The following is a 19,386-nucleotide window of genomic DNA, read 5'->3' on the forward strand; positions in this document are numbered from 1 at the left end:
ACGATGGGTGACCGACATCACCGAATTCAAGGTCGATGACCAGAAGCTCTACCTGTCACCGGTCATGGATCTGTATAACGGCGAAATCATCGCCTTCCAGACCGGGCAACGACCGGTATTCGGCCTGGTGAAGCACATGCTGAGGAGCGCCTTCGACCGACTGAGGCCGGGTGATCGGCCTCTACTGCACTCGGATCAGGGTTGGCATTACCGCCACCCCAACTATCGTCGCCTGGTGGTGGAGAAACGGATACTGCGCAGCATGTCACGGAAAGGGAATTGTCTGGACAATGCCGCCATGGAGAGTTTTTTCGGCACCCTGAAAGCCGAATACTTCCATCTGAACCGGTTCGACACCGTTGAGCAGTTGCAGCAAGGCATTGCCGACTACATCCACTACTACAACCATCAACGAATCAAGCAGAGACTAAAAGGCCTGAGCCCCGTGCAATACAGGACTCAGGCCATGGCCGCCGGTTAAGAGAACCAACCGTCCAACGATTGGGGGTCAGTTCATTTGGCCCGGGCGTCGTCGTGTCGGAGAAGGGTCAGGAGGCGCCGTTGCCCGATGGTTCCCGCGACTTGAGGTGCGCCTCCACGTCGTCGAGCAGGTGGCGGAACTGGGCCTGTAGGTGGTCGTAGCGGCCGAAGTCGTGTCCGCAGTCGTCGCAGTAGACGTGATACTGGTCCTCTCGTCCGGGAGGAAGCCGTTTCACGCGGCCACCGCATTTGGGGCACTCGGGGCTGGTCTTCACTTTCATGGGCGGCTCTCCTGTATCGGCGATGGGTGATCCGATCACCCTGGCTCACCTCTAGGTATCATGGCTGGCGACGCTCAGGTCAAGTCGCCATGCCTTGGGATATATTTTGGAAATTTTTTCCATTTCGTGTTGCCTGATGGGCCGCATCGGACTATAAGAGCGCTTCGAGGCGTCGGCATGGGAGCCGAATGCCCGGTATGGAGCGCGTTAAGGATGCATGAGGGGCTGAGTCTGCTGTACGTGGGGGCGGTGCTGGTGCTCAATGGTCTGTGGCTGTCGGGGCGCATCGAGGACCGCGAGATCCAGGTGATCAACTTCTTCGCCGGTGGGGTCAGCCTCGCCGTGGCCGCCTATGCGGCCTTCGGGCCCGGCGCCGATGCGGCCAGCGTGCGCACCGCTGCCATGACCCTGCTGTTCGCCTTCACTTACCTGTGGGTGGCGATCAATCGCCGCAATGGCAGCTCAGGCCATGGTCTCGGCTATTTCTGCCTGTTCGTGGCCCTCACCGCACTGCCGACCGGCCTGTTGCGCCTCGCCGTGGCCGAGGGCGTCTGGGGCTGGTGGTCCGGCGTCAATTGGTTGGCCTGGGCGGCGCTATGGTTCGGTTTCTACCTGATGCTCTGCTATCGCCCGCGCCTGCAGCCGTTGATGGCCCGGGCTTCGCTGGCCCAGGGATTGGTGACCGCCTGGATCCCTGGCTACCTGCTGCTGCAGGGGTTGCTCGGCTGAGCGCCAACGCTCCTGACGTAGCTGGCCTCGGCCGTTAAGATGGCGCCTTCGTCATAGAGAGGCCCATCATGACCGCATCCTCGCCGCCCAGTCTTCGCCCCTATCAGCGGCAGGCCGTTGCCCGGGTGGTGGAGCATTTTCGCGAGACGGACGACCCCGCCGTGGTGGTGCTGCCTACGGGCAGCGGCAAGTCGCTGGTGATCGCCGAGCTGGCGCGCCTGGCCCGCGGCCGCGTGCTGGTGCTGGCCCACGTGCGCGAGCTGGTCGAGCAGAACCATGCCAAGTACCTGGCCTATGGGCTGGAGGCCGACATCTTCAGCGCCGGCCTGGGTCGCAAGGAGGCCGAGCGCCAGGTGGTGTTCGGCTCGGTACAGTCGGTGGTACGCAACCTCGAGCGCTTCGGCGCTTCCTCCGAGGGGGCGGGGAACTTCACGCTGCTGGTGATCGATGAGTGCCATCGGGTCTCGCTGGACGAGGACTCGAGCTATCGGCGGGTGATCGCCCGCCTGCGCGAGCGCAATTCGCGGCTCAAAGTGCTGGGCCTGACCGCCACGCCCTATCGGCTGGGGCAGGGGTTCCTCTATCACCGCCACTACCACGGCATGGTGCGCGGCAACGACGACTGTTTCTTCCGCGACTGCGTCTTCGAGCAGCCGCTGCGGCTGATGGTCAAACAGGGCTACCTGGCCGAGCCGCGACTGGTCGATGCGGCCGTGGAGCGTTATGACTTCTCTGCACTCGAGCCAGGCAGCGGCGGCCTCTTCCAGGAGGCGGAGCTGAACCGGGTGGCCGCCGGCAACCGGGCGACCCCGGGCATCATCGAGGAGGTGGTCGGCCACGCCGCCGAGCGTGCCGGGGTGATGCTGTTCGCCGCAAGTGTGGCCCATGCCGAGGAGATTCGCGGCTATCTGCCCGCCGACGAGACGGCGCTGATCACCGGGGCCACGCCGGCCGCCGAGCGCGAGGCGATCATCCATGCCTTCAAGGCCCGTGAGCTCAAGTACCTGGTCAACGTGTCGGTGCTGACCACCGGCTTCGATGCGCCTCATGTGGACCTGATCGCGATCCTGCGTCCCACCGAGTCGGTGGGCCTCTACCAGCAGATCGTCGGCCGCGGCCTGCGCCTGGCGCCGGGCAAGTCCGACTGCCTGATCCTCGACTATGCCGGCAATCCCTGGGATCTCTATGCGCCCGAGGTGGGTAGCCCAAGGCCCGCGGGCGACACCGAGCCGGTGCAGGTCGAGTGCCCGCAGTGCGGCCACGCCAACCTGTTCTGGGGGCGGCGTGACGGCGAGATCGTCATCGAGCACTTCGGTCGCCGCTGCCAAGGGTTGGTGGAACAGGGGCTGGTGGAAGAAGAGGGCGTGGGGAAACCTCAGCAGTGTACCTTCCGCTTTCGCTTCAAGGTCTGCGATCAGTGCGGCGCCGAGAACGATATAGCGGCGCGGCGCTGCCACGGCTGCGAGGTGCTGTTGGTCGACGCCGACGACAAGCTGCGCGAGGCGCTGAAATTACGCGACGCCCGGGTGCTGCGCGTCTCGGGTATGCAGCTCGAAGCCACCGTCAACGGCCGCGGCCTGCCGCGGCTCAAGGTTGTCTACCACGACGAGGACGGTGCCACCCTGGCCGAATGGTTTGCCCTGGAGACGCCGGCCCAGCGCGGCGCCTTCGCCGCGGTCTTCCTGCGCGACCATCTGCGCGCACCCGGCACGCGATGGTTGCCTACCACGCCGGAGGAAGTGATCCGCGAGCAGCGCCGGCTGCGCGCGCCGGACTTCGTGATCGGCCGCAAGGTGGGGCGACACTGGCAGGTGCGGCGCAAGCTGTTCGACTACACCGGACGCTATCGCCTCGCCGCCGAGGCAGGGTAAGTCGCGGCTTACCCTGTGGCGCGCCCCTTGGTAGACTGTGCGGTCGATCATTCGCCGCCCCACCAGCCCGGAGGCCTGCCCCCGCGTGAGCGAGACGCCCCCGTCCATCGACACACCCGACGACGCCCCGGGTAGCCCCGCCGACCCGACCGTCGCTGACGGGGCCGGGGAGAGCGGCGCCGAGCGCGAGGCGATCGCCCAGAGCGCCGAGGTGCTGGGGCGGCTGTTCGACGAGCCGATCACCCAGTTGCCGGAGGATCTGTATATTCCGCCGGAGGCGCTCAAGGTCTTCCTCGAGGCCTTCGAGGGGCCGCTCGATCTGCTGCTCTATCTGATTCGCCGTCAGAACCTGGATATTCTGGCCATCGACGTGGCGGCCATCACCCATCAGTACATCGAGTACGTGGAGCTGATGAAGGCCATGGAGATCGAGCTGGCCGGCGAGTACCTGCTGATGGCGGCGATGCTGGCCGAGATCAAGTCGCGCACCCTGCTGCCCAAGCCGCCGAAAGAGGGTGGTGACGACGAGGAAGAGGATCCGCGCGCCGAGCTGATCCGCCGCCTGCAGGAGTATGAGCGGCTCAAGCATGCCGCCGAGGCCCTGGCCGAGCTGCCGCGGCTGGGGCGCGACTGGTTTCCGGCCCGGGCCGGGCTGCCGCCGCTGGAATCCCGGATCGTGCATCCGGACGTCGAGCTCGACGAGCTGCTCGGGGCGCTGGCCGGCATCCTGCGCCGTGCCGAGCTCAACCAGACCCACCAGATCAGCCGTGAAGCGTTGTCGACCCGGGAGCGCATGCTGGCGATCATGGACAAGCTGCACCACGAGCGCTACACCGCCTTCGAGGCGCTGTTCACCCTTGAAGAGGGCCGCGCCGGGGTGGTGGTCACCTTCATGGCCATCCTCGAGCTGGCCAAGGAGGCGATGATCGAGATCGTGCAGAACGCCCCGCTGTCGCCTATCCACGTGAGGGCACGCGGTGGAGCGCAGGACGATGAGGAAGAAGAGGCCTACGCTGACGACGAGGCGGAAGGGGAGAGCCCCTTCGCGGATGACGACGACCAAGGGAGCGAGTCGCCATGACCGCCATGGAATTCCCCGATGCCCTGGACGAGATCCTCGAAGCCGCGCTGCTGGCGGCCGGTGAGCCGCTGTCGCTGGACCGCCTGGAGTCGTTGTTCGACGACCACGAGCGCCCGCCGCGTCGCTCGCTGCGTGAGGCCCTCGGGCGGCTCGAGGTGCGCCACGAGCGCGGTGCCATGGAACTGCTGGAGACCGCTTCGGGCTACCAGCTGCGTATTCGCCCGCGGCTCTCTAGCTGGGTGTCGCGGCTGTGGGACGAGCGCCCCCAGCGCTACTCCCGGGCGCTGCTGGAGACCCTGGCGCTGATCGCCTATCGTCAGCCGGTGACCCGTGGCGACATCGAGGAGGTGCGCGGCGTCACGGTCAGCGGCTCGATCATGCGCACCCTCGTCGAGCGCGGCTGGGTGCGGGTGGTCGGGCATCGCGACGTGCCCGGTCGCCCGGCGGTCTATGCCACGACCCGGGCCTTTCTCGACGACTTCGGGCTCAAGACCTTGGACGAACTGCCGCCGATGCACGAACTCAAGGAGTTCGCCGAGCCGGAGGAATCGCTCGAGGATACCCCGCCGCCGCCCCAGCATGAGCTGCTGGCCCAGGCGGATGAGCCCGGGGAGGAGGAACAGGATGAGGGCGTGCCGGGCGAAGTTGAGGCGGAGCAGGACGATGCCGCCGACGATATCGCTCAGGATGACGTCCTCGACGAGACCATGGCCGCCTCGGCACCCGAGACGGGTGAGGCGGCCGACGATGACCACGCCGGGACGGCGTCCGAGCGGACGAGGTTGAGCTTCGCCGACCTGGAAGCTCGCCTGTCCGAACGTGCCCGGGGCCGCGTCGACGATGACGCTGCTTCGGGGGCGGAACCCACTACCAGTGAGACAGACGACTGATGAGCACCACCACCGAGAAACTGCAAAAGGTCCTGGCCCGGGCCGGCCTGGGCTCGCGCCGCGAGATGGAAGCCGCCATCGCCGATGGCCGGGTCAAGGTCAACGGCCAGGTGGCGACCCTGGGCGATCGCATCGAGACTCGCGACAAGGTCGCCTTCGACGACCGCCCGGTGACCCTGCGCGCCGCCGAGGAGGTGCCGCGGCGGGTGATCATGTACAACAAGCCCGAGGGCGAACTGTGTACCCGCAAGGATCCGGAAGGGCGACGTACCGTCTTCGATCGCCTGCCTCGCCTCAAGGGGGAGCGCTGGATCGCCATCGGCCGCCTCGACATCAACACCAGCGGCCTGCTGCTGTTTACCACCGACGGCGAGCTGGCCAACCGGTTGATGCATCCCTCGACCCAGATCGAGCGTGAGTACGCCGTGCGGGTGATGGGTGAGGTCCAGCCGCAGAACGTCAAGGCCATGGTCGAGGGGGTAATGCTCGACGATGGCCCGGCGCGCTTTACCGACGTTCAGGAGTTCGGCGGCGAAGGCATCAACACCTGGTTTCATGTGGTGATCATGGAGGGGCGCAATCGCGAGGTGCGCCGGCTGTGGGAGTCGCAGAGCCTGACCGTCAGCCGCCTCAAGCGAGTGCGCTACGGCAACATCTTCCTCGACAAGCGAGCCAAGGCCAGCGAATGGGTGGAGCTCAGCCAGGAGGAGGTCGACGACCTGGCCGAGATGGCCGGACTGGCATCGCGCAAGGTGCCTGAGCTGACGCCCGACGAGAAGAATCGCTGGAGCCGCGACAAGCACAAGCGCCGTCCGGTGCAGGCGATGCGCAAGCCCAAGTCGCGTCGCTGAGCCTGGGAATGGCGCTATCGGTGCTCGTGCTGACGGCAAGCACGAGCACCGCCGGCCCCGCTGCCGGGAAAGTCGACCAAGGGCAAAAAAGTCCTTGCCAGACCGGGGGCATATCCGTATTATCTGCACCCGTTCGGAGGGGTCGTTAGCTCAGTTGGTAGAGCAGTTGGCTTTTAACCAATTGGTCGTAGGTTCGAATCCTACACGACCCACCATCCGGACCTGGATTCATGGCGACTGAGCCGTCATGCGTCACGGGTCGTTAGCTCAGTTGGTAGAGCAGTTGGCTTTTAACCAATTGGTCGTAGGTTCGAATCCTACACGACCCACCAGATTCGACGCCCCTGCCTCCCCGAGGCAGGGGCGTTTTTCGTGCGTGGGTGGCTGGTGATTCGGCCGGCCGTGGGTCTTGCAAGGCGATCATGACGGCGTCATGATCGAGGGCTGTCATTTTTCTTGCACGGTGCGGGCGCGGCGCGCGCGTTCCGGCTAGAATGGAGATGGGTCGGCCACGGCGGTAGACGCGACGGTTGACCCGCGGGGGTGTCGCGGCGTGCGGAGCGCACGTGTGTTGGCACCTGGTGCAATGCAGGGGGAGCCCCTGCCGGTCACAGTGGTAGACACGATGACGATCATGACTTCCCGCGCCGAGCTGCGTGAGCAGCTGGCACGTTCCTATTGCCCCACGCGCATTCCCGCCGAGGATCAGGCCCGCATCGAGGAGATCAAGCGTCTGCTCGAGGCCAATAACGCCGTGCTGGTGGCCCACTATTACACCGACGACGCCATTCAGCAGCTCGCCGAGGAGACCGGTGGCTGCGTGGCCGACTCGCTGGAGATGGCGCGCTTCGGCGCCCGCCACCCCGCCGACACCCTGGTGGTGGCGGGCGTGCGCTTCATGGGCGAGACGGCCAAGATTCTCTCTCCGGAGAAGCGCGTGCTGATGCCCACCCTGGAGGCGACCTGTTCGCTGGACGTGGGCTGCCCGGCCGACGAGTTCAGTGCCTTTTGCGACCAGCATCCCGATCGCACCGTGGTGGTCTATGCCAACACATCGGCGGCGGTGAAGGCGCGTGCCGACTGGGTGGTGACGTCGTCGATCGCGGTAGACGTGATCGAGCACCTGAAGGCTCGCGGCGAGAAGATCCTGTGGGCGCCGGACAAGCATCTTGGCGGCTATATCCAGAAGCAGACCGGCGCCGACATGCTGCTATGGGACGGTGCCTGCATCGTCCACGAAGAGTTCAAGGCCAAGGGCGTCGAGGACCTCAAGGGCCTGTATCCCGATGCCGCGGTGCTGGTGCATCCCGAGTCGCCGGCCTCGGTGGTCGAGCTGGCCGACGTGGCGGGCTCCACCTCGCAGCTGATCAAGGCCGCCAAGGCGCTGCCCAATGAGGAGCTGATCGTGGCCACCGATCGCGGCATCTTCTTCAAGATGCAGCAGGCGGTACCCGAGAAGACCCTGTTCGAGGCGCCCACCGCCGGCAACGGCGCCACCTGCAGGAGCTGTGCCCACTGCCCGTGGATGGCGATGAATGCCCTCGACAACCTGGCCGGCGCGCTGCGCGAGGGCGAAGGCGAGATCCATGTTGGCGACGAGCTGCGCCAGGCGGCGCTCAAGCCGCTCACGCGGATGCTTGAGTTCAACGCCTGACTGGCCTGATCTGTCTGGTATCTAAGAGCCCGCGACCGTGTCGCGGGCTCTTCGTGTCAGGGGGATGGGTCAGTCGCACGTGCCCAGCAGCCAGTCGTGCAGCCTGGCGACTGGCTCGCTCGGCGCGTGGTTCCGGTTGAGCCCCAGCCAATAGTGGCGTCCTGTGCACAGGCCTATCTCGCCGAGGCGCTCGAGGCGTCCCTCCTTGAGTCGGGTATCGATCTGGTGGCGGGTGCCTAGCGCGACGCCCTGGCCCTGTTCGGCGGCCTCGATCAGTGCGGCGTAGTGGCTGTAATGCGCACTAGGCGTCAGCCAGTGGGTGTCGGCTCCCAGTCCCTCCAGCCAGCGTCGCCAGTCCACCCAGTTCGGCTCGATGCGATCGAAGTCCAGTAATGCATGATCGTGCAGCGCCGACACGCCATCGAGCCCGCGGCCGTGGCGGTCCAGATAGGCTGGGGAGGCCACCGGGAAAAGCTCCTCGGCGAACAGCGGCGTCAACTGCCAACCGTCGTGTGCCCGCACGTCATACAACACGGCCAGGTCGACCTCTTCGCCGAGCAGCTCCGAGGTGATGTCCGAGGTGAGCAGCCGGATGTTGCCGTCTGGGTCGTCGTGCGTCCGGTCAAAGCGTCGCATGGCGGGCCCCAGCCAGAGTTGCGACATGGCTGTGTTGGCCGATAGCACGATGCCCTGAGGTGACGTGGTTGTGCCGACTGTCTCGATGGCCTCGCAGAGGAACTGCAGGGAAGCCCCGATCTTGGTCTGCAGGTAGGCGCCGTCACCGGTGAGAGCGACTCGACGGCCGTTTCGTACGAACAGCGACACACCGAGGTAGTGCTCCAGCTCCTTGATCTGCTTGCTGACTGCGGCCTGAGTGACGTGCAGTTCCTGGGCCGCGCGGGTGAAGTTCAAATGCCGGGCGGCGGCCTCGAAGATCAGGAGCCCGTTCAAAGGTGGGAGGCGATGGCGGAAGCTTTTCATAACCTCAGGTTGTTAAAAAGGATGAAAAAGGGCGGCATATACAGGCTCAGGGGAGGTTCTTAGACTTTTTCTCGTTCGAATTACCCTTCCTCGACGAGAGATATCCCCATGGCAGACATCGACTGGCATGCCGAGCGGCAGGGCCTTGAGCCTCTTGAGCTGCTGGACGCCGCCCCGGAAAGTCAGGGCATCAACCTGAAAGACGTGCGCCTGTATCGTCTCAAGCGTGTGCGGGAACAGATGGCTCGGTATCGAGTCGATGCCTTGATCGTGTCCGACCCCGTCAATATCCGCTACGCCACCGGCGCACGCAACATGCAGGTGTTTTCGGCCCGTAATACGCCGGCCCGCTACCTGTTGCTGACCCAGGATCGTTCCGTTCTCTTCGAGTTCACCGGCTGTGAGCATCTGGCCAATGGTCTGGAGACCATCGATGAAGTCCGTCCGGCGATGACCGCGAGTTTCGTGGCGGCGGGGGCCGACATCGCCGCCCGAGAATCCCGCTGGGCGGTGGCGATGGCTGATGAGATTCGCGGCCTGGTCGGGGCTTCTCCGCGAGTCGGCATGGAGCGCATGAATGCTGGTGCGGCCATCGCCATGGCGAATCAAGGGCTCGAGGTCGTCGATGCCCAGCAGCCGCTGGAGCTGGCCCGTGCCATTAAGTCTTTGGAAGAGCTCAAGTGTGTCGTGGCCTCGTTGAGAGCCACGGAGCGGGCGGTGCATCGGTTGCGTGAGGCCATTCGGCCTGGCATCACCGAAAACGCCCTGTGGTCGGTGCTTCACCAATCGGTTATCGAGGAAAACGGTGACTATTGCGAGACACGGCTGCTGAATTCCGGGGCGCGCACAAACCCCTGGTTCCAGGAGACGGCGACCAAGCGGCTGGCAGCCAACGAGCTGGTCGCCCTGGACACCGACGTGGTGGGGTGTCACGGCTACTATTCCGATTTCTCCCGCACCTTCCACGTCGGCCCGGACCGTCCCAGTGCGGCGCAGCGCGAGCTGTACCGGCTGGCCCATGAGCAGGTGCAGCACAATCTCGGCATCCTCGAGCCCGGCATGACCTTTCGGGAATACTCCGAGCAGGCCTGGAATATCCCCGCCAAGTATCACGCCAACCGCTATTACCTGTCGGCCCACGGCTGCGGCATGACGGGAGAGTATCCGTATCTGTATCACCATCACGATTACCGGGAGGCCGGTTATGACGGCGTCATCGAGCCCGGCATGGTGCTCTGCGTCGAGAGCTACATCGGTGCGGAAGGTGGCCGTGAAGGCGTCAAGCTAGAGGAGCAGGTGGTGGTGACGAACACCGGCATCGAGCTCTTGACCCAGTTTCCCTTCGAGACCGACCTGCTCGGTGAATAAGGCAGCTTGTTTGGCCCTAGAGGCAAAGCACGGATTTTTTGCGTTGCCCCCATCCCTAACACCAAGAGGTTCCCTGCATGAAGCCAACAATAACAATCGTCAGATGCTCCAAGGTATCTACCGAGGACTGAATCTTCCCGTGACTCTGATCAGCAAGGTGATCGTGGCGGCCCTGGTGATATCCGCCGTGGTGTTTCCGGGCCTTGCTGTCGATGTGCTGGGCCGGATCAACGCCGCGATGCTGGCGTCCTTCAATGCCTACTACATTTATGCTGTCGGGCTGATGCTGCTGTTCTGCCTGTTGGTGGGCCTGGGGCCGTGGGGTAGCCGGCGCCGCGGCATCGCATCATCTGGGGCGTGCTGCTCACTCTGGTGGTCGGTTCTCTGCTCCTGGCGGGTGGTCTGTCGGCGATTCAGAAAGCCATGTTGATCGCTTCGCTGCCGTTTTCGGTACTGATGGTGCTGATGTGCGTGTCGATGCTTAAAGCGCTCCTTTCAGGCTCAGCTCACAGGCCAGCGCCCGAGGCGGTCTGACCCCGCCATCGGTGATTCCCTGGCGGGCATGCCGCCAGGGTCAGTCCCATTGATGGGGAGAGTCCGTCGAGCCATGCGCTCAGCGAAAGCTCTCCATCGTCTCCCGATAGCCGACGAAGGCTTTGCGGCGCTGCTCCACCTTGGCCAGGGCGTTGGCATCGCCGTTTTCCTCGGCGACCTCCTTGGCCACGTCGAGCTGCTCGATGCCGCGGTCGATGTGGCCGGTCAGCTGCAGCTGTTCGGCACGGGCCAGGTGTCCCCAGGCACGATGGCCGCTGCGTCCGGCGGCCTCGGCCAGCAGCGTGAACACTTGAGGATCCTCGGGGCGACTGGCGGCCAGTGCTCGCAACTCCCGGTAGGCTGCTTCGGGATCGCGCTGCAGCAGGGCCTCGCCCAGCAGCATGCTGGCCGGGGCGTAGCCGGGCATCAGCCGCAGCTGGTGTCGGCTGCGGCTGATGGCGTCTTCCACTCGTCCGGCTTCAAGCGCTACCTCGGCGGCGGATGCCGGGATCAGGGCCAGGTCCGGCAACCGTGAGGCCAGAGCGTCCAGGGTGGAGAGCGCGGCATCGGTGCGGCCTTCCTGGGCATCAATCAACGCCGTCAGGTAGCGTCGGGCCGACTCCGGCGCGCCGCCCCGGGCCAGCCGAGTTTGCGCCTGGCGGGGGACTTGATCATGGATGGCCAGCAGGGCCCGGGCGCGCACCAGCTGGAATTCGATGTCGTCGTGGCGCGGCGAGGAGACGGAGAGCTGGGCAACCCGCGCCTGGGCGTCGCTGATGCGCGATTCCGTTACCGGGTGGGTGAGCAGGAATTCAGGCGGATTGCCTCCCTGCAAGGCGACCATGTGCTGCATGGTGCGAAACATCTCGACCATGGCCTGGGGGTCGTAGCCGGCATCGGCCAGGGTCTGCAGGCCCAGCCGGTCGGCCTCGCGCTCGAAGCGCCGTGAATAGGCCAATTGGTCCTGGACGAGCGCGGCCTGCGAGCCCATGGCGGCGGCGATACCGGCGTCGCCGCCGCCTCCCGCGGCGATCAGCATGCCGGCGAGCATGGCCGCCATGGCTGGAAGGCGGGTCTGCTCGGCGCGCGCCTGGCCGCGGGCGAAGTGGCGCTGAGAGAGATGGCCGAGTTCGTGGGCGAGTACCGAGGCCAGCGGGGCCTCGCCCTCGGCGAAGGCGAACAGCCCCGCATTGACGCCGATCACGCCGCCGGGCACGGCGAAGGCGTTGAGGCGCTCACTGGCGACCAGGGTGATCACCGGGTCGATACCACCGACGTGACTGTAAGGCAGTAGTCGCGCCACCAGAGAGGCCAGGTAGTCGGCGGCGATGGGGTCCTGCCATAGCGGGGCGTGGGCGCGGAACTGGCGCAGCCAGGCTCGACCCAGTCGGATCTCCTCGCCGCTCACCGCCTGAGTGCTGCCACTGACCAGACTCGGTAGCTCGAAGGTCGGTTGCTCATCGAAGGCTGAAGTGGTCGTTGCCCGGTCGGGTAGCTCGAGTACCAGCTCCTGGTCGAAGGCCGAAGCACTCAATGCCTGGCATAGAGCGAGGGCGGGCAGGCAGGGCAGGAGTCGACGCAGCATGGTCATCCTCGTCGGGCGCGAGCAGGAGCGGAATCCCTCCGACATTGATTCGGGGGGGAAAGTGCCTTTAAATCGCAGGCAATCATGCCACATGCGGCGACTGCCGCGTCGGCATGCCTCAGGCATTCTCCCGGGAGACATCATGGCTGTGCAACCCGACGACGTCCTCGATGCACGGGGACTTCCCTGTCCGCTGCCTTTGCTCAAGGCCAAGCAGGCGCTGTCGCGCCTTGCCCCTGGCCAGGTGCTGGAGGTGATGGCCACCGATGCCGGCTCCTGGCGCGACTTCGAAACCTTCATCGCCCAGAGCGGGCACGAGATGCCGGCCCGAGAGGAGCGGGGTGAGATCTACCATTACTGGATCCGCAAGGCTGGGGAGGCGTCCCAATGACGCTGAGATCGGTACTGCGCGGCTGGGTCGACCACTACCTCTCCGACGAGGAGGCGGTGATCCTGCTGGTGGTCCTGGTGCTGGGCTTCGCGGTGGTGATCTGGCTGGGCAAGATGCTCGCGCCCTTTCTCACCGCCCTGGTCATCGCCTTCCTGCTGCAGGGTGGGGTGAACGCCCTGACCCGTCGCCGGGTGCCGCACTTCCTGGCGGTGATGCTGGTCTATCTGGCCTTCATCGGCGTGCTGCTGGCCATGGCGCTGATCCTGCTGCCGCTGATCTGGACCCAGCTGGTCAATCTGGTCCAGGAAACGCCGCGGATGTTCGCCAGCGGCCAGCAGCTGCTCGACAGTCTCCAGACCCGCTATCCGCAGCTGGTGACGCCGGACCAGATCCAGAACTGGGTGGGCATGGCCGGCCGCGAGGTGACCCAGCTCGGCCAGCGGGCGCTGTCGCTGTCGCTGTCCTCGCTGGGCAACATCGTGGGGCTGATCGTCTACTTGGTGCTGGTGCCGATCCTGGTGTTCTTCATGCTCAAGGATCGGGATCGGCTGGTGGGCTTCGCGGTGTCGCTGCTGCCGCGCCGTCGCGGGCTGATGACTCGGGTGTGGCAGGAGATGGACGCCCAGATCGCCAACTACGTGCGCGGCAAGGTCACCGAGATCGTGATCGTCGGCAGCGTGGCCTTCTTCACCTTCGCCTTCTTCGGGCTGCCCTATTCGGCCCTGCTCGGGGTGCTGGTGGGTCTCTCGGTGCTGGTGCCCTATATCGGCGCCGCCGTGGCGACCCTGCCGGTGGCGGCGGTGGCCGGCTTCCACTTCGGCCTCGGCGACCAGTTCCTCTACGTGCTGATCGCCTACGGGGTGATCCAGGCGCTGGACGGCAACGTGCTGGTGCCGGTGCTGTTCTCCGAGGCGGTGAACCTTCACCCGGTGTCGATCATCCTGGCGGTGCTGTTCTTCGGCGGCATCTGGGGCTTCTGGGGAATCTTCTTTGCCATCCCGCTGGCCACCCTGCTCAAGGCGCTGGTCTATGCCTGGCCTCGGGGCATCCAGCAGCATCGCCAGGAGGAAGCCGCCGCCCAGCCCGAGGCGCTCGAGGAATCCTGAGGCCTGGATCGGGCGTTCCCGGCGGGCGCCAACGGCCCGCCGGGAAGCTGCTCTCAGCGGCCGGCGTGCAGCGCCTGGGCGGCCTCCAGCACCTCGTCCACGTGCCCCTTGACCTTCACCTTGCGCCATTCGCGGGCCAGCTTGCCGTCGGCGTCGATCAGGAAGGTGCTGCGTTCGATCCCCAGGTGCTCCTTGCCATAAAGCTTCTTGAGCTTGATCACGTCGAACAGTCGGCACACCGCCTCGTCCTTGTCGGACAGCAGCGTGAAGTTGAAGTCCTGCTTGGCCTTGAAGTTCTCCTGGGCGCGGATGCCGTCCCGGGACACGCCGACGATCACAGTGTTGGCGGCATCGAAGGCGTCCTTGCGGTCGCGGAAATCGCCGCCCTCGGTGGTGCAGCCGGGCGTGCTGGCCTTGGGGTAGAAATAGACCACCACCTGGCGACCGCGCAGTTCCGAGAGGCTCAGGGTGGTATCGCCGGTGGCGGTGGCGGTGAAGTCGGGCACCGGCTGGCCGAGGCTGACGCTCATGGGCATGTCTCCAATCGGGGGAATGAAGGGCACGATTACACGCAACCCGCCGGCGACTGTAAAGTCGCCGCTGTACAGGCTCTCGAGCCCTGAGTACCATTTGACCCTTGGCATCGAGCCCGCGGGTTAAGGCGGGGATCCCATGGCGACCGAGGCGCTGCGGTCGTCCGGCAGGTAGTGAGAGGACAAGAAGAGGATGATCACGGGTAGCATCGTCGCGCTGGCGACACCGATGAAGGTCAATGGCGACATCGACTGGGAGGCCCTGCGGGCCCTGGTCAACTTCCACCTGGACAACGGCACCGATGCCATCGTCGCGGCGGGCACCACCGGCGAACCGACGACCATGTCGTTCGCCGAGCACTTCGACGTGATCCGTGCGGTGGTCGAGGAGGTCGGCGGGCGCATCCCGGTGATCGCCGGCACCGGCGCCAATGCCACCTCCGAGGCGGTGGAACTGGCGCGCTACGCCAGCGAGGTGGGGGCGGACTACTGCCTGTCGGTCTGCCCCTACTACAACAAGCCCACCCAGGAAGGCCTCTATCAGCACTTCAAGGCCGTAGCCGAGGGCAGCAATCTGCCGGTGATTCTCTACAACGTGCCGGGACGTACCTGCTCGGATCTTTACAACGAGACCGTGCTGCGGCTGGCCGAGGTGGACAATATCGTCGGCCTCAAGGATGCCACCGGCAACCTGGAGCGGGCCGAGGACCTGATCGCAAGGCTCAAGGGCAGCGACTTCATGCTCTATTCCGGCGACGACGGCACCGCCTGCGACTTCATGCTGATGGGCGGCCACGGCGATATCTCGGTGACGGCCAATGTCGCTCCCCGCGCCATGCACGAGCTGTGCGCCGCCGCGGTTGCCGGTGAGGCTGATAAGGCCCACCAGATCAACACCCGCCTGATGCCGCTGCACACCAACCTCGGCATCGAGGCCAACCCGATTCCCGTCAAGTGGGCCCTCAACCGCATGGGGCTGGCCGAGCCGGGCATTCGCCTGCCGTTGACCTGGCTCTCCGAGAAATACCACTCCACCGTCAGCGAGGCCCTGCAGCTGGCCGGTGTGATCGACGATTGAGCGGTGCACGGCGCCGTAACCTGGACAACTTGAGCAAGGTGGACGCATGAGCTCTGCGCTGAAATGGATGCCGCTCGTGGCGGCGCTGGCCCTGGCCGGCTGTGCCCGTGATGGCTATTACGACGACCGAGGCATCGATTACGTCGAGGCCGAGCCGAGCGCGCCCCTGGTATTGCCCGATAGCCGTGATAACCGTCGCTATCGCGATGCCATGCCGGTGCCCAAGGCGCAGGGCGCCTTCGTCTCACAGGGCGATGAGTTTCGGGTGCCACCGCCTCGCGCCTTGGGGGCCGGCAGCGGCGTTGAGGCCGGCGGTGTCGCCCTGCGGGAGGCCGGCAATCAGCGCTGGTTGGTGGTGGGTGCCGAGCCCGGCGTGGTGTGGTCGGAGCTCGAGGATTTCGTGGCCGAGCGCAACCTGGCGGTGACTCGCCGCGACGCCAACGCTGGGCTGTTGGTCACCGACCAGGCGCGTTTCAGCGTCCGTCCCGGGTTGCAGAGCGGAGCCAGCGAGCTGCGCTGCGAGCAGGGTGGGGAACCCCAGGAAGGCTGCCTGCGCGCCCTGCAGCGTCGCTTCGAGGCACGCGGCGCCACCGCCAGTGCCTCCTCGCTGGCAGTCCAGGGCCCCGGGGATCGCCCCAGCCCCCTGCTGACCCAGCAGGCTGGCGAGTGGCGCCTGGAATTGCCCTTCGACCTGGAACGTACCTGGGCCGAGCTCAGCTACCAGCTCGAAGCGGATTTCGCATTGGAAGGACGCCGCGAGCTGCTCGAGCAGGATAGCGACGCTCATGTCTTCCTGGTCGACTATCTGACGTTGAGCGCACGCAGCGAGGGCATGTGGGAGACCCTGACCAGCTTCGGCGGCGAGGATCCCCAGCGCATTCGTCTGTCGCTGGAGGCCGTGGGGCCCGAGCGTACCGTGTTGCATGCTCGTTCCGCCGACGAGCGAGAGCTCACCGCCGAGGACCGGCGCGAGCTGCTCGAGCGGCTGGCGGGCCTGCTGGGCTGATGACGGAGGTCTCGGCCAGAGTGGTTTCTCCGGGGCGGCTGCATTTCGCCTCTCTGGGCAGCGGTAGCAAGGGCAATGCCACCCTGGTCAGCGATGGCGAGACGCGGTTGCTGGTCGACTGCGGCTTCGGCCTCAAGGAGACCGAGCGTCGCCTGGCCCGCTTCGATCTCCACCCTCGCCAGCTCGACGCCGTGCTGGTGACCCACGAGCACGGCGATCATGTGCGCGGGGTCGGTCCCCTGGCTCGGCGACATGGCGTGCCGGTCTACCTTACCCCCGGCACCTGGCTGGCGGGCAAGCTCGGCGAGGTGCCCAGCCGGCACTGGATCACGCCCCAGGCGCGGTTCAGCGTCAAGGGTATCGAGATCGATCCGATCACCGTACCCCACGACGCCCGCGAGCCGGTGCAGTTCCGCCTAGACGCCGCCGGGCGCAGGTTGGGCCTGCTCACCGACCTGGGGCACCCCAGCGAGCATGTCGTCGAGGCCTTCCAGGGCTGCGATGCCCTGATCCTCGAGTGCAACCACGACGTTCACCTGCTCGAGACCGGCCCCTATCCGCCCAGCCTCAAGCGGCGCGTCGGCGGCCGCTGGGGGCATCTGGCCAATGGCCAGTCCGCCTGGCTGCTGCAGCGCCTGGGGTTGGATCGCTTGCAGCGCATCGTCTGCTCGCACCTTTCCGAACACAACAATCGCCCCGAGCTGGCGCTGGCGGCCCTGTCGCCCCTGCTCGATGGCGACGATTCACGCCTGACGGTGGCGGCCCAGGACCAGGGGCTGGACTGGCAGGCGATCACCTGAGATTCCAGAATTCCATCTGACAGTTGCCTGTGGAGGCTCCCCATGGAAAAGCGTCAAGAACTCTACGCCGGCAAGGCCAAGTCGGTCTTCGCCACCGACGACCCGGACCGCCTGATCCTGCACTTCCGCGACGACACCAGCGCCTTCGACGGCGAGCGCATGGAATCGCTGGCGCGCAAGGGCAAGGTCAACAACCGCTTCAACGCCTTCATCATGGGCAAGCTCGAAGCAGCAGGCATCCCGACCCACTTCGAGGGCCTGCGCTCCGATACCGAATGTGTGGTCAAGAACATGGATATGCTGCCGGTGGAGTGCGTGGTGCGTAACATCGCCGCCGGCGGCCTGGTCAAGCGTCTCGGCGTGGAGGAGGGCAGCGAGCTCAATCCGCCGACCTTCGAGCTGTTCCTCAAGAACGACGCCCTCCATGATCCGATGATCAACGAATCCCTGGCCGAGACCTTCGGCTGGGCGACGCCGGAGCAACTGGCCGAGATGAAGGCGCTGACCTTCAAGGTCAACGAGGTGCTCAAGCAGCTGTTCGCCGACGGCAACCTGCTGCTGGTCGACTACAAGCTCGAGTTCGGGCTGTTCAAGGGCCAGATCGTGCTGGGCGACGAGTTCTCGCCGGATGGCTGCCGCCTGTGGGACGCCGAGACCCGCGAGAAGCTCGACAAGGACCGCTTCCGCCAGGGGCTGGGCGGCGTGATCGAGGCCTACGAGGAAGTGGGCAAGCGGATCGGTGTCGACTTCTCTTGAAGACGACTACCATGCCGAACGGAGGGCCCTGCGGGGCCCTTCGTCGTTTTCGTCCCTTACACCGCCACGATCTCGATGACTTCCAGCCGCGTTTCGCCTGCCGCATTGGCGAGCGCCCGAAAGCGCACGTCCACGTCGCGCAGGCGTACGCCGTAGATGCGGTCCTCGGCGCCCTTTCGATAGGCGGGGCGGGGGTCCTGGGCCAGCACCTGGTGGATCAGCGCGCGCAGCGAGTCGCCGTCGGCTCGCGCGCCCAGGGCCGCTTCGGCGGCCGGGGCGAGGCTTACGGGCAGGGCGGTCGGAGCGGCTGGGGCGAAGCCGGCGCGGGCTTCTGGGCGGGCTTCCGCCCAGGGCAGGTAGGGTTTGATGTCGAGCACCGGGGTGCCGTCGACGAGGTCGGCGCCGCGCAGCGTCAGGCAAACGCCGTCGCGTGTATCGATGTTGTCGAGCTCGACCAACGACAGTCCCAGGCGATTGGGGCGATGGGTGCTGCGGCTGGCGAACACTCCGACCCTGGCGTTGCCGCCGAGTCGCGGCGGGCGCACCAGCGGCGTCCAGCGCTCGGGGCTCAGGTGGAAGACGAAGGTCAGCCACAGGTGGCTGAAGGCTTCCAGACCGCGCACCGCCAGCGGATCGTCGAAGGGCGGCAGCAGCACCAGGCGGGCTTGCGCGGCGTCGGCGAGCCCCGGCTGGCGGGGAATACCGAACTTGTCGGGGTAGTCGCTCTCGATGCGCCCGATTGGCGTCATGGAGAAAGCGTCGGGGGTGTCGGTCATGCGGGAATCCGATGGCTGTCGCGGTAAGGCATTGGCGCGGCAGCGCCGCTTCGGTAGTCTCTTGGCGTCTTCATCATCGCAGGAAGTCCTTCATGGGTCATATCGACACCGCACGCGGGGAAGCCCCCGCCATCGCCAGGACACCGCGCATCCTCTACCGCGAGGCTCGGTGCCAGGACGGCGCCGACCAGGCCGAAGTCTTTCACCATGCCGTCATGCAGGGCGCCATGGGCCACTATGAGCTGTCCGCCCGGGAGGCTTGGGCGGCGGTACTGCCCCGGGAAGGCAGCGCCTGGGTCGCCCGCCAGGCGCTCTACACGACGCTGGTGGCGACCTGCGACAGCCGCTGCGTGGCCTTCCTCGAACTGGATGAGCCCCGAGACTACGTGGAGTCGCTGTACGTCTGGCCGTCGCTGGCGCGCCGCGGTATCGGCAGCGCCCTGCTTGGGCATGCCGAACGGCTGCTTCGCGAGCGGGGCGCCGAGCGGATGAGCATCGACGCCAGTCTGGTGATGGCCGATGGCCTCGAGCGCCAGGGCTGGGTGCGGGTGCGAGAGGAGTGGGTCGAGCGCGGCGGCCAGCGGTTGCAGCGTCGCCACCTCGAGAAGCCGCTGGCGACACGCGACGCCTGAACC

The 19,386-nt window shown here is 66.2% G+C and carries 22 protein-coding genes and 2 tRNA genes; 19 read left to right on the forward strand and 5 right to left on the reverse strand.

What is annotated here, in order from left to right:
- On the forward strand, positions 1–481 hold a 481-nt coding region (locus ACGTN6_RS04695), incomplete at its 5' end, for an IS3 family transposase (protein WP_394590121.1).
- Between the two features lie 67 nt (positions 482–548).
- Here ACGTN6_RS04695 and ACGTN6_RS04700 read toward each other — a convergent pair.
- Positions 549–761, reverse strand: coding sequence for a hypothetical protein (locus ACGTN6_RS04700; RefSeq protein WP_394590122.1), 213 nt, complete (start codon positions 759–761; stop codon positions 549–551).
- A gap of 213 nt (positions 762–974) precedes the next feature.
- Between ACGTN6_RS04700 and ACGTN6_RS04705 the strand changes: the two genes are divergently transcribed.
- The 8 genes from ACGTN6_RS04705 to nadA all read left to right on the forward strand — a co-directional run bounded on the left by ACGTN6_RS04705 (position 975) and on the right by nadA (position 7,837).
- Positions 975–1,490, forward strand: a complete 516-nt coding sequence (locus tag ACGTN6_RS04705; RefSeq protein WP_394590123.1) for an AmiS/UreI family transporter — start codon at positions 975–977, stop codon at positions 1,488–1,490.
- A gap of 68 nt (positions 1,491–1,558) precedes the next feature.
- Positions 1,559–3,361, forward strand: a complete 1,803-nt coding sequence (locus tag ACGTN6_RS04710; RefSeq protein WP_394590124.1) for a DEAD/DEAH box helicase — start codon at positions 1,559–1,561, stop codon at positions 3,359–3,361.
- Positions 3,362–3,554: 193 nt separating this feature from the next.
- Entirely contained in the window at positions 3,555–4,442 is an 888-nt protein-coding gene (locus ACGTN6_RS04715; protein WP_394590365.1) for a segregation and condensation protein A, read from the forward strand.
- Complete coding sequence (scpB, locus tag ACGTN6_RS04720) at positions 4,439–5,332, forward strand: SMC-Scp complex subunit ScpB (RefSeq protein ID WP_394590125.1); 894 nt, start codon at positions 4,439–4,441, stop codon at positions 5,330–5,332. Before ACGTN6_RS04715 ends, scpB begins: the two co-directional genes overlap by 4 nt.
- On the forward strand, positions 5,332–6,183 hold the full coding sequence (gene rluB, locus ACGTN6_RS04725) for a 23S rRNA pseudouridine(2605) synthase RluB (protein WP_394590126.1): 852 nt from the start codon (positions 5,332–5,334) through the stop codon (positions 6,181–6,183). The genes scpB and rluB overlap by 1 nt, the downstream gene beginning before the upstream one ends.
- Positions 6,184–6,322: 139 nt before the next feature.
- Positions 6,323–6,398: transfer RNA gene (locus tag ACGTN6_RS04730), tRNA-Lys, on the forward strand.
- A 41-nt stretch (positions 6,399–6,439) separates the two neighbouring features.
- Positions 6,440–6,515, forward strand: a tRNA-Lys gene (locus tag ACGTN6_RS04735).
- Between the two features lie 293 nt (positions 6,516–6,808).
- Positions 6,809–7,837 (forward strand): quinolinate synthase NadA, encoded by a 1,029-nt coding sequence (gene nadA, locus ACGTN6_RS04740; protein ID WP_394590127.1) that lies wholly within the window; start codon positions 6,809–6,811, stop codon positions 7,835–7,837.
- A gap of 69 nt (positions 7,838–7,906) precedes the next feature.
- Here nadA and ACGTN6_RS04745 read toward each other — a convergent pair whose 3' ends face one another.
- Positions 7,907–8,818 (reverse strand): LysR substrate-binding domain-containing protein, encoded by a 912-nt coding sequence (locus ACGTN6_RS04745; RefSeq protein ID WP_394590128.1) that lies wholly within the window; start codon positions 8,816–8,818, stop codon positions 7,907–7,909.
- 108 nt (positions 8,819–8,926) lie between these two features.
- Between ACGTN6_RS04745 and ACGTN6_RS04750 the strand changes: the two genes are divergently transcribed.
- The 3 genes from ACGTN6_RS04750 to ACGTN6_RS04760 all read left to right on the forward strand — a co-directional run bounded on the left by ACGTN6_RS04750 (position 8,927) and on the right by ACGTN6_RS04760 (position 10,720).
- Complete coding sequence (locus tag ACGTN6_RS04750) at positions 8,927–10,186, forward strand: M24 family metallopeptidase (protein WP_394590130.1); 1,260 nt, start codon at positions 8,927–8,929, stop codon at positions 10,184–10,186.
- Positions 10,187–10,325: 139 nt separating this feature from the next.
- Entirely contained in the window at positions 10,326–10,616 is a 291-nt protein-coding gene (locus tag ACGTN6_RS04755; protein ID WP_394590132.1) for a BCCT family transporter, read from the forward strand.
- Positions 10,559–10,720 (forward strand): BCCT family transporter, encoded by a 162-nt coding sequence (locus tag ACGTN6_RS04760; RefSeq protein ID WP_394590133.1) that lies wholly within the window; start codon positions 10,559–10,561, stop codon positions 10,718–10,720. Before ACGTN6_RS04755 ends, ACGTN6_RS04760 begins: the two co-directional genes overlap by 58 nt.
- 79 nt (positions 10,721–10,799) lie before the next feature.
- Here ACGTN6_RS04760 and ACGTN6_RS04765 read toward each other — a convergent pair whose 3' ends face one another.
- Positions 10,800–12,311 (reverse strand): M48 family metalloprotease, encoded by a 1,512-nt coding sequence (locus tag ACGTN6_RS04765; protein ID WP_394590134.1) that lies wholly within the window; start codon positions 12,309–12,311, stop codon positions 10,800–10,802.
- 136 nt (positions 12,312–12,447) lie between these two features.
- On the opposite strand from ACGTN6_RS04765, the gene ACGTN6_RS04770 reads away from it, so the two are divergent.
- Together ACGTN6_RS04770 and ACGTN6_RS04775 are read left to right on the forward strand one after the other, a co-directional pair.
- Positions 12,448–12,696 (forward strand): sulfurtransferase TusA family protein, encoded by a 249-nt coding sequence (locus tag ACGTN6_RS04770; protein ID WP_394590135.1) that lies wholly within the window; start codon positions 12,448–12,450, stop codon positions 12,694–12,696.
- Positions 12,693–13,802, forward strand: a complete 1,110-nt coding sequence (locus ACGTN6_RS04775; protein WP_394590136.1) for an AI-2E family transporter — start codon at positions 12,693–12,695, stop codon at positions 13,800–13,802. Before ACGTN6_RS04770 ends, ACGTN6_RS04775 begins: the two co-directional genes overlap by 4 nt.
- A 53-nt stretch (positions 13,803–13,855) precedes the next feature.
- Here the strand turns inward: ACGTN6_RS04775 and ACGTN6_RS04780 are convergent, their stop codons facing one another.
- Complete coding sequence (locus ACGTN6_RS04780; RefSeq protein ID WP_394590137.1) at positions 13,856–14,332, reverse strand: peroxiredoxin; 477 nt, start codon at positions 14,330–14,332, stop codon at positions 13,856–13,858.
- A 196-nt stretch (positions 14,333–14,528) separates the two neighbouring features.
- Between ACGTN6_RS04780 and dapA the strand changes: the two genes are divergently transcribed.
- From dapA to purC, 4 genes are read left to right on the forward strand one after another with little or no spacing between them, the layout of a single operon-like run.
- Positions 14,529–15,413, forward strand: coding sequence for a 4-hydroxy-tetrahydrodipicolinate synthase (gene dapA, locus ACGTN6_RS04785; protein ID WP_394590138.1), 885 nt, complete (start codon positions 14,529–14,531; stop codon positions 15,411–15,413).
- A gap of 46 nt (positions 15,414–15,459) precedes the next feature.
- Positions 15,460–16,419, forward strand: a complete 960-nt coding sequence (gene bamC, locus ACGTN6_RS04790) for an outer membrane protein assembly factor BamC (protein ID WP_394590139.1) — start codon at positions 15,460–15,462, stop codon at positions 16,417–16,419.
- 20 nt (positions 16,420–16,439) lie between these two features.
- The gene (locus ACGTN6_RS04795; protein WP_394590140.1) at positions 16,440–17,219 is read left to right on the forward strand and encodes an MBL fold metallo-hydrolase; all 780 of its coding nucleotides are present in this window, start codon (positions 16,440–16,442) and stop codon (positions 17,217–17,219) included.
- Between the two features lie 42 nt (positions 17,220–17,261).
- Positions 17,262–17,975, forward strand: a complete 714-nt coding sequence (purC, locus tag ACGTN6_RS04800; protein ID WP_394590141.1) for a phosphoribosylaminoimidazolesuccinocarboxamide synthase — start codon at positions 17,262–17,264, stop codon at positions 17,973–17,975.
- 56 nt (positions 17,976–18,031) lie between these two features.
- Here the strand turns inward: purC and tsaA are convergent, their stop codons facing one another.
- Positions 18,032–18,751 carry a tRNA (N6-threonylcarbamoyladenosine(37)-N6)-methyltransferase TrmO gene (tsaA, locus tag ACGTN6_RS04805; RefSeq protein ID WP_394590142.1) on the reverse strand — a complete coding sequence of 240 codons (720 nt, stop codon included), beginning with the start codon at positions 18,749–18,751 and terminating at the stop codon, positions 18,032–18,034.
- A 92-nt stretch (positions 18,752–18,843) separates the two neighbouring features.
- On the opposite strand from tsaA, the gene ACGTN6_RS04810 reads away from it, so the two are divergent.
- Positions 18,844–19,383, forward strand: coding sequence for a GNAT family N-acetyltransferase (locus tag ACGTN6_RS04810; protein WP_394590144.1), 540 nt, complete (start codon positions 18,844–18,846; stop codon positions 19,381–19,383).
- Positions 19,384–19,386: the final 3 nt, after the last annotated feature.

It is taken from the genome of Halomonas sp. B23F22_20, assembly GCF_043496985.1.
Taxonomy (GTDB): domain Bacteria; phylum Pseudomonadota; class Gammaproteobacteria; order Pseudomonadales; family Halomonadaceae; genus Halomonas.

Coding starts and splice junctions, on each gene's coding strand:
- ACGTN6_RS04780 (WP_394590137.1), bottom strand. CDS start 14,332: ATGAGCGTCAGCCTCGGCCAGCCGGTGCCCGACTTCACCGCCACCGCC.
- scpB (WP_394590125.1), top strand. CDS start 4,439: ATGACCGCCATGGAATTCCCCGATGCCCTGGACGAGATCCTCGAAGCC.
- ACGTN6_RS04765 (WP_394590134.1), bottom strand. CDS start 12,311: ATGACCATGCTGCGTCGACTCCTGCCCTGCCTGCCCGCCCTCGCTCTA.
- dapA (WP_394590138.1), top strand. CDS start 14,529: ATGATCACGGGTAGCATCGTCGCGCTGGCGACACCGATGAAGGTCAAT.
- bamC (WP_394590139.1), top strand. CDS start 15,460: ATGAGCTCTGCGCTGAAATGGATGCCGCTCGTGGCGGCGCTGGCCCTG.
- ACGTN6_RS04750 (WP_394590130.1), top strand. CDS start 8,927: ATGGCAGACATCGACTGGCATGCCGAGCGGCAGGGCCTTGAGCCTCTT.
- ACGTN6_RS04775 (WP_394590136.1), top strand. CDS start 12,693: ATGACGCTGAGATCGGTACTGCGCGGCTGGGTCGACCACTACCTCTCC.
- ACGTN6_RS04705 (WP_394590123.1), top strand. CDS start 975: ATGCATGAGGGGCTGAGTCTGCTGTACGTGGGGGCGGTGCTGGTGCTC.
- tsaA (WP_394590142.1), bottom strand. CDS start 18,751: ATGACCGACACCCCCGACGCTTTCTCCATGACGCCAATCGGGCGCATC.
- ACGTN6_RS04745 (WP_394590128.1), bottom strand. CDS start 8,818: ATGAAAAGCTTCCGCCATCGCCTCCCACCTTTGAACGGGCTCCTGATC.
- purC (WP_394590141.1), top strand. CDS start 17,262: ATGGAAAAGCGTCAAGAACTCTACGCCGGCAAGGCCAAGTCGGTCTTC.
- ACGTN6_RS04700 (WP_394590122.1), bottom strand. CDS start 761: ATGAAAGTGAAGACCAGCCCCGAGTGCCCCAAATGCGGTGGCCGCGTG.
- ACGTN6_RS04770 (WP_394590135.1), top strand. CDS start 12,448: ATGGCTGTGCAACCCGACGACGTCCTCGATGCACGGGGACTTCCCTGT.
- ACGTN6_RS04710 (WP_394590124.1), top strand. CDS start 1,559: ATGACCGCATCCTCGCCGCCCAGTCTTCGCCCCTATCAGCGGCAGGCC.
- rluB (WP_394590126.1), top strand. CDS start 5,332: ATGAGCACCACCACCGAGAAACTGCAAAAGGTCCTGGCCCGGGCCGGC.
- ACGTN6_RS04810 (WP_394590144.1), top strand. CDS start 18,844: ATGGGTCATATCGACACCGCACGCGGGGAAGCCCCCGCCATCGCCAGG.
- nadA (WP_394590127.1), top strand. CDS start 6,809: ATGACGATCATGACTTCCCGCGCCGAGCTGCGTGAGCAGCTGGCACGT.